At 72.1% G+C, this 1,511-nt stretch carries 2 protein-coding genes; both read left to right on the forward strand.

Annotated elements, in window-relative coordinates; all coding sequences use genetic code 11:
* A partial coding sequence (locus ABTZ89_RS38635) for a PTS fructose transporter subunit IIC (protein WP_351054448.1) occupies positions 1–1,173 on the forward strand: 1,173 nt, incomplete at its 5' end.
* Positions 1,174–1,196: 23 nt separating this feature from the next.
* Positions 1,197–1,472: an HPr family phosphocarrier protein gene (locus tag ABTZ89_RS38640; protein WP_270954597.1), complete on the forward strand. Its 276-nt coding sequence runs from the start codon at positions 1,197–1,199 to the stop codon at positions 1,470–1,472.
* Positions 1,473–1,511: the final 39 nt, after the last annotated feature.

The raw sequence follows: 1,511 nt of genomic DNA on the forward strand, positions 1-1,511 counted from the left end.
GCCGCCGCGCAGCAGCCCGCCGCCGCGCCGGAACCCGTTGCGGAGGAACCGGAACTCGCCAGCAAGGTCGTCGCCGGGACCGGGTTCGGCACCCGGCTGCGGCAGTGGTTGATGACCGGTGTCAGCTACATGATCCCGTTCGTGGCCGCGGGCGGTCTGCTGATCGCGCTGAGCTTCGCGCTCGGCGGGTACCAGATCACCGAAGCGCCGCCGGTCACCGAGCACTTCGACGCCGCGAGCCTGGTCAGCTGGGCTGCGCTGTTCAACCAGGTCGGCTCCACCGCCTTCGAGTTCCTGGTGCCGGTGCTGGCCGGGTTCATCGCCTTCGCCATCGCCGACCGGCCCGCGATCGCCCCCGGCTTCGTCGGTGGCGCGGTGGCGGTGACCGTCGGTGCCGGCTTCCTCGGCGGTCTCATCGCCGGTCTGCTGGCCGGTGCGGTGCTCTTCGGGCTCAAGAAGATCAAGGTGCCGCGCGGCATCGCCGGGATCATGCCGGTGGTGGTGCTGCCGCTGCTGGGCACGCTGATCGTCGGGGTGCTGATGTTCGTGGTCATCGGCAAGCCGATCGCGCTGGTCATGGCCGCGCTGACGGCGTGGCTGACCGGGCTGTCCGGGGCCAACGCGGCGCTGCTGGGCGCGCTGCTCGGCGCGATGATCGCCTTCGACATGGGCGGGCCGATCAACAAGGTCGCCTACACCTTCGCCGTCGGCGGCCTGAGCATCGCCACCACGGCATCGCTGGAGATCATGGCCGCGGTGATGGCCGCCGGGATGGTGCCGCCGCTGGCCCTGGCGCTGGCGTCGGCGGTGCGCGGCAAGCTGTTCACCCCAGCGGAGCGGGCCAGCGGTCGAACCGCTTGGCTGCTCGGGGCGTCGTTCATCACCGAGGGCGCGATCCCGTTCGCCGCGGGCGATCCGCTGCGGGTGATCCCGCCGATCGTGGTCGGCTCGGCGACCACCGGGGCGCTGTCGATGGTCTTCGGCGCGACGCTGCGGGCGCCGCACGGCGGCATCTTCGTCCTGCCGCTGGTCGGCAACGCGCTGCCGTACCTGGGGGCGATCGTGGCCGGAGTGGTGGTCGCCGCAGCCGCGGTCCTGTTCGCCAAGCAGATCGGTCGCCGCACCGAAACCGCCGAAGAAACCGCCTCGGACCAGGCCGCGGTTCCGGCCTGATCACCCCGCTGGAAAGGAACGAGATGCAACGACGAGTCCGCATCGCCGCCTCGGTGGGTCTGCACGCCCGCCCGGCCGCGCTGCTCTCCCAGGCCGCCGCTGCGCAGCAGCACCCGGTCACCATCGCCAAGGTCGTCGACGGCGAAGCCGGTGCGCCGGTCGACGCGGCCAGCGTCCTCGGCCTGATGTCGCTGGGCGCCCGGCACGGCGAGGAGGTCGAGCTCTCCGGCCCCGACGAGGCGGCCCTGGACGAACTCGCCGCGCTCCTGGCGCAAGATCTGGACAAAGCACCCGCCTGACCAGGCGTTCTGGGGCGTGTGAGCGTGTCGGTGGTCGAC

Origin of the sequence: Saccharopolyspora sp. NPDC002686 (assembly GCF_040295745.1) — a bacterium.
GTDB classification, from domain to species: domain Bacteria; phylum Actinomycetota; class Actinomycetes; order Mycobacteriales; family Pseudonocardiaceae; genus Saccharopolyspora; species Saccharopolyspora oryzae.